This is a genomic window from Nocardioides sp. (assembly GCF_035547795.1).
In the GTDB taxonomy this organism is placed as follows: Bacteria; Actinomycetota; Actinomycetes; order Propionibacteriales; family Nocardioidaceae; genus Nocardioides.
Map to the genome: position 1 here is coordinate 1 of NZ_DASZUF010000131.1, position 5,626 is coordinate 5,626.

The window sequence follows — 5,626 nt, forward strand, 5'->3', positions numbered from 1 at the left end:
GGGACGCGTCCGCGGGTGCCAGGTGCGGAAGACGTAGTCGGCCTTGCCGAGGGCGTAGGCGGCGTAGCGCGAGCGCATCAGCTCCAGCGCCGAGCCGGCCTGGCGGGCGCCGCGGTGCAAGGGGCCGCAGCAGGCGTCGTAGGCGAGGCCGGAGCCGCACGGGCAGGGTGATCCGATCACCCCGCCATTGTCGTGGTGAGTAGCGTGAAGGGTGTGACAGACGCTCCCGCTATCGGCACCCTCGGCGAGCTGAAGGCCGCCGGCCACGTCCTCAAGCCGCTGCGCACCGAGATCCGCGACAACCTGCTCGCCAAGCTGCGCGCCGGCGAGGACCCGTGGCCGGGCCTGCACGGCCTGGAGGACACCGTCATCCCACAGCTCGAGCGGGCGCTCATCGCGGGCCACGACGTGGTCCTGCTCGGTGAGCGCGGCCAGGGCAAGACCCGGCTGCTGCGCACCATGGTCGGCCTGCTCGACGAGTGGACGCCGGTCATCGACGGCTCCGAGCTGGGTGAGCACCCGCTCGAGCCGATCACCGTGGCCTCGCGCCGCCGCGCCGCCGAGTTGGGCGACGACCTGCCGGTGGCGTGGCGGCACCGCTCGCAGCGGTACGCCGAGAAGCTCGCCACCCCCGACACCTCCGTCGCGGACCTGATCGGCGACGTCGACCCGATGAAGGTGGCCGAGGGTCGCAGTCTCGGCGACCCGGAGACCATCCACTTCGGCCTGATCCCGCGCTCGCACCGCGGCATCGTGGCGATCAACGAGCTGCCCGACCTGGCTGAGCGGATCCAGGTGGCGATGCTCAACGTGATGGAGGAGCGCGACATCCAGATCCGCGGCTACGTCCTGCGGCTGCCGCTCGACGTCCTGGTCGTGGCGAGCGCCAACCCGGAGGACTACACCAACCGCGGTCGGATCATCACCCCGCTCAAGGACCGCTTCGGCGCCGAGATCCGGACCCACTATCCGCTCGAGCTCGATGCGGAGATGGCGGTGATCCGGCAGGAGGCGTCGCTGGTCGCCGAGGTACCGGACTATCTGCTGGAGATCCTGGCCCGCTTCACCCGCAACCTGCGCGACTCCTCGGCGGTCGACCAGCGCTCCGGCGTCAGCGCCCGCTTCTCGATCGCCGGTGCCGAGACGATCGCTGCCGCCGCGCTGCACCGTGCGACCCGGCAGGGCGAGGAGCTCCCGGTCGCGCGGGTGGTCGACCTGCAGACCGCCGTCGACGTGCTCGGCGGCAAGATCGAGTTCGAGACCGGCGAGGAGGGCCGTGAGCAGGAGATCCTGACCCACCTGCTGCGCACCGCCACCGCCGAGACGGTCCGAGCTCACTTCCGTGGGATCGACTTCGGGCTGCTGGTCGCGACGATCGAGGGCGGCCAGATGGTCACCACCGGCGAGCAGGTCGGTGCCCGCGACTTCCTCAGCGGGCTGCCGCCGCTCGGCGAGTCCGACCTGTACGACGAGGTCTGCACCCGGCTCGGCGCCACCAACGACGGCGAGCGGGCCGGCGCGATCGAGCTCGCCCTGGAGGGGCTCTACCTGGCCCGGCGGATCGGCAAGGACACCGACGGCAACGAGACGGTCTATGGCTGACTCGCCGTTCGCCGTCACCGCCTCGGCCGGCTCGCTGCGAGCGGGAGCGGGGTGAGCCGGGCATGAGCAGATACAAGCGCTACGAGGGCGGTGACCCACTGGCGCCGCCCGTCGACCTGGCCGAGGCGCTGGACGCGATCGGCGAGGACGTGATGGCCGGCTACAGCCCGCAGCGGGCACTGCGGGAGTTCCTGCGACGCGGGGGCCGGGACCAGCGCGGGCTCGACGACCTGGCGCGGCGGGTGGCCGACCGGCGGCGGGACCTGCTGCAGCGGCACAACCTCGACGGCACCATGCAGCAGGTCCGCGAGCTGCTCGACAAGGCGGTGCTGGCCGAGCGCCGGCAGATCGCCCGGGACACCTCGCTGGACACCGACGACGCCGCCTTTCGCGAGATGCAGCTGGGCAACCTGCCGCCGAACACCGCGGCGGCCGTCTCCGAGCTGTCGTCGTACGACTGGATCTCCCGGGAGGCCCGCGAGGCCTACGAGGAGATCAAGGACCTGCTCGGCCGGGAGCTGCTCGACCAGCGCTTCGGCGGGATGAAGCAGGCCCTGGAGAACGCCACCGACGAGGACCGGGCGCGGGTGGGCGAGATGCTCGCCGACCTCAACGAGCTGCTGGAGAAGCACCGGCTCGGCGAGGACACCCCCGAGGACTTCGCCGACTTCATGGCCAAGCACGGCGACTTCTTCCCCGAGGGCCCACAAGACATCGACGAGCTGCTCGACGCGCTCGCCCAGCGGGCCGCGGCCGCACGGCGGATGCTCAACTCGATGACGCCCGAGCAGCGCGCGGAGCTGATGGAGCTGTCCGCGCAGGCGTTCGGCTCCCCGGCGTTGATGGACTCCCTCGACCGGCTCGACGCCAACCTGCAGGCGCTGCGGCCGGGAGAGGACTGGTACGGCTCGGAGCAGTTCGACGGTCCGGAGGGGATGGGGCTCGGCGACGGCACCGGCGCACTGCAGGACCTCGCCGAGCTCGACCGGCTCTTCGAGCAGCTCTCGCAGTCGTACGACGGCGCCAGCCTCGACGACATCGACCTGGACGCGCTGGCCCGCCAGCTCGGCGACTCCGCGGCGGTCGACGCTCGTACGCTGCAGCGGATCGAGCAGGCCCTGCGCGACTCCGGCCAGCTCGAGCGCGGCTCGGACGGCGACCTGCGGCTGACCCCGAAGGCGATGCGACAGCTCGGTCGGGCGCTGCTGCGCGACGTCGCCCAGCGGATGTCGGGCCGGCAGGGCCAGCGGGAGCTGCGCTCGGCCGGGGCAGCCGGCGACCTGTCCGGCGCGAGCCGGCCGTGGGCGTTCGGCGACACCGAGCCCTGGGACATCCCGCGCACCCTGACCAACGCCGTCATCCGCGGTGCGCGAGCGCCGATCCGGCTGCAGTTGGACGACATCGAGGTGCAGGAGACCGAGGACCGCACCCAGGCCGCGGTGGCGCTGCTGGTCGACACGTCGTTCTCGATGGCGATGGACGGCCGCTGGGTGCCGATGAAGCGCACCGCGCTGGCGCTGCACACCCTGATCCGCACCCGCTTCCGCGGCGACGCGCTGCAGCTGATCGGCTTCGGCCGGGCCGCCCAGGTGATGGAGATCGAGGAGCTGACCGCCCTCGACGCGCGCTGGGACAAGGGCACCAACCTGCACCACGCCCTGCTGCTGGCCAACCGGCACTTCCGCAAGCACCCCAACGCCCAGCCGGTGCTGCTCATCGTCACCGACGGCGAGCCGACCTCACACCTGGAGGCCGACGGCGAGGTCTGGTTCTCCTACCCGCCGCATCCGCTCACCATCGCCTACGCCGTACGCGAGCTCGACAACGCGTATCGGCTCGGCGCGCAGACGACGTTCTTCCGGCTCGGGGAGGACCCCGGTCTGGCCCGCTTCGTCGACTCGATGGCGCAGCGGGTCGAGGGCCGGGTGATCGCGCCGGAGCTCGACGACCTGGGCGCGGCGGTGGTGGGCAGCTACCTCGGCACCCGCTCGACCGGCCCCTCCGGGGGAGGGTACGGCGATCTGTGGGGTGGCCGCGGCTGGTGGGCGGGCTGACCGCCCACCGGGGCCGCGGCACATCTCAGAACTCCGCGGTGATCTGCGCCAGCCGGATCTGGTTGCCGGAGGGATCGCGGAAGCCGCAGTCGATGCCGTAGGGACGCTGCTCGGGCTTCTCGATGAACTCCACGCCCTTGGCGGAGAGCTCCTCGTAGTCGCGCTGCACGTCGTCGGTGACCAGGAAGATCGCGCCGATCAGACCCGAGGCCATGGCGGTCTCGACCAGGTCGTGCTGCTCCTGGGTGAAGACCGGGGCACCGGGGATCGACATCAGCACGATCTCGATGTCGGGCTGCTCCTTCGGGCCGACGGTCAGCCAGCGGAAGCCTGGCATCTCGGGGAAGGTTGCGTCGGAGCGCACTTCGAAGCCGACCTTGTTGGTCCAGAAGTCGAGGGCGATCTCCTGGTCGTGGACCCAGAGGTTGATGGTGGAGATGGTGATAGCCATGCCGCAAACGCTAGGGGGCTCGCTTTCGCCCGGTCTTCTTCAAAACTGCTCAGCTCAGGATCGACCAGGATCGGGCCGGGCATAGGCGCGCACCACGCAGTTCGGCAGCGGGAAGCGCGCCGCGGTGGGCGGGAACGCCTCCCGGTACTCCATCGGGGGCCGCCCGAACCGCCGCTTGAAGCTGGTGGTGAAGCTGCCGACGCTGGAGAGCCCGACCTGCATGCAGATGTCGGCGACGCTGCGGTCGGTCTGGCGCAGGAGGGCGGCGGCGCGCTCCAGCCGCCGGGTCAGGAGGTAGCCGTGCGGGGTGACGCCGAACGCGGCCCGGAACGCCCGCGCGAAGTGGGCCTGGCTCAGCCCCGCGGCCGCGGCCATGTCGGCCACGCCGATCGGCTCGGTGTAGTCGGCATCGGCGAGGTCGCGCGCCCGCAGCAGATGGCGCTCGATCGGCAGGGTGGCCACACCGGCAGTATCGCCCACGCCGTACCGTATCCGCGTGCCCGATCCGAGCGTCGTCGTCCTGCTGGCGCTTGCGGCGCTGGCGTCCGGCTTCGTCGACGCGGTGGTCGGCGGGGGAGGGCTGATCCAGCTGCCCGCGCTGCTGGTCGGGCTGCCTGGCTACGCGCCGGTGCACGTGCTGGCCACCAACAAGCTGGCCTCGCTCTGCGGTACGACGACCAGTGCCGCCACCTACTACCGCCGGGTGCGGCCCGACCCGCGCACGTTCGTGCCGCTGATGTTGTTCGCCTTCGGCGGCTCGGCTCTGGGCGCGGCACTGGCCAGCCACCTGTCGAGCGACGTGTTCCGCCCGATCGTACTGGCCGCGCTGCTCGTGGTCGGCGCCTGGGTGGTGCTGCGGCCCAGCCTCGGCGAGACGACGCTGCTGCGGCACGGCCCGCGCCGACACCTCACGCTGGCGATGCTCATCGGCGCCGCGATCGGCTGCTACGACGGCGCCCTCGGCCCGGGCACGGGCTCCTTCTTCGTCATCGCCCTGGTGGGGCTGCTCGGCTACTCCTTCCTGGAGGCCTCCGCCAAGTCCAAGCTCGCCAACGCCGCGACCAACCTGGCCGCCCTGGTGGTGTTCATCCCGCAGGGGGCGGTGCTGTGGCGGCTCGCGCTGATCATGGGGGCGTGCAACCTCATCGGCGGGTACGCCGGAGCCCGGATCGCCGTCGCCCGCGGCACCCGCTTCGTCAGGGTGTTCTTCATCCTGGTCGTGGTCGGCTTCGTGATCCGGATCGGCGGCGAGGTCGCCGGGCTGTGGAGCTAGTCGACCGGCTCGTCGACCTCGACCACCTTGATCCGGCTGGCGTGACCGCGCACGATCGCCACCCGTGACCTCGGCACCCCGAAGTGGGCGGCCAGCACCCGGATGACGCCGGTGTTCGCGGCACCGTCCACAGCGCGCTCGCGCACGAACACCGTCAGGACGCCGTCCGCACCGACCTCGACCAGCGGGCCCTTTGTCGAGCCGGGCTTCACCGCGATGCGATAGCGGGTCACGACCCGACCCTAG

7 protein-coding genes are annotated in these 5,626 nt (G+C 71.8%); 3 read left to right on the plus strand and 4 right to left on the minus strand.

Annotation, left to right across the window (positions count from 1 at the left end; genetic code table 11):
- On the minus strand, positions 1-180 hold a 180-nt coding region (locus VHA72_RS08990; protein ID WP_325574386.1), incomplete at its 3' end, for a YchJ family protein.
- Between the two features lie 33 nt (positions 181-213).
- Here VHA72_RS08990 and VHA72_RS08995 point away from each other — a divergent pair.
- Entirely contained in the window at positions 214-1,602 is a 1,389-nt protein-coding gene (locus VHA72_RS08995) for a MoxR family ATPase (RefSeq protein ID WP_325574388.1), read from the plus strand.
- Between the two features lie 62 nt (positions 1,603-1,664).
- A complete protein-coding gene (locus VHA72_RS09000) occupies positions 1,665-3,656 on the plus strand; it encodes a vWA domain-containing protein (RefSeq protein WP_325574390.1) in 1,992 nt (663 codons plus the stop codon).
- A gap of 25 nt (positions 3,657-3,681) precedes the next feature.
- Here the strand turns inward: VHA72_RS09000 and VHA72_RS09005 are convergent, their stop codons facing one another.
- Both VHA72_RS09005 and VHA72_RS09010 read right to left on the minus strand, forming a co-directional pair.
- Entirely contained in the window at positions 3,682-4,107 is a 426-nt protein-coding gene (locus VHA72_RS09005; RefSeq protein WP_325574392.1) for a VOC family protein, read from the minus strand.
- Between the two features lie 54 nt (positions 4,108-4,161).
- Positions 4,162-4,569, minus strand: coding sequence for a helix-turn-helix domain-containing protein (locus tag VHA72_RS09010; RefSeq protein ID WP_325574394.1), 408 nt, complete (start codon positions 4,567-4,569; stop codon positions 4,162-4,164).
- A 34-nt stretch (positions 4,570-4,603) separates the two neighbouring features.
- Between VHA72_RS09010 and VHA72_RS09015 the strand changes: the two genes are divergently transcribed.
- On the plus strand, positions 4,604-5,380 hold the full coding sequence (locus tag VHA72_RS09015; protein ID WP_325574396.1) for a sulfite exporter TauE/SafE family protein: 777 nt from the start codon (positions 4,604-4,606) through the stop codon (positions 5,378-5,380).
- Here the strand turns inward: VHA72_RS09015 and VHA72_RS09020 are convergent.
- Positions 5,377-5,613, minus strand: a complete 237-nt coding sequence (locus VHA72_RS09020; protein ID WP_325574398.1) for a DUF167 domain-containing protein — start codon at positions 5,611-5,613, stop codon at positions 5,377-5,379. The genes VHA72_RS09015 and VHA72_RS09020 overlap by 4 nt on opposite strands.
- Positions 5,614-5,626 lie beyond the last annotated feature (13 nt).